The 278-nt window shown below is 58.3% G+C and carries 1 pseudogene; it reads left to right on the forward strand.

From position 1 onward, the window contains the following. Window positions 1-278 (forward strand): annotated as a pseudogene (locus AC0IWM_RS23740) (hypothetical protein); the annotation flags it as partial.

A 278-nucleotide genomic window follows, 5' to 3' on the forward strand; every position in this document is an offset into this window, starting at 1 on the left:
GTCGCCTACAGCTACGACGGTGCGAACCGTTTGGGCGGTGTTGGTTATCCGGGGTTTGTAGTGACGTATCCGCGCAATGCAGCGGGGCAAGTAACCGGCGTTAGTTTGACCATCGGAAACCGACCGGCCACCAGCATCGTCAGCAACATCAGCTACCTGCCGTTCGGGCCGTTGAAGAGTCTGACGTGGGGGAATGGTGTCCAACTGAGCCGCCAATACGATCTCGACTACCAGCTCACGCAGCAGGACGTTGGCATTTGGCAGACCAAATTACCGGC

It is taken from the genome of Methylobacterium sp. AC433 (assembly GCF_979253015.1).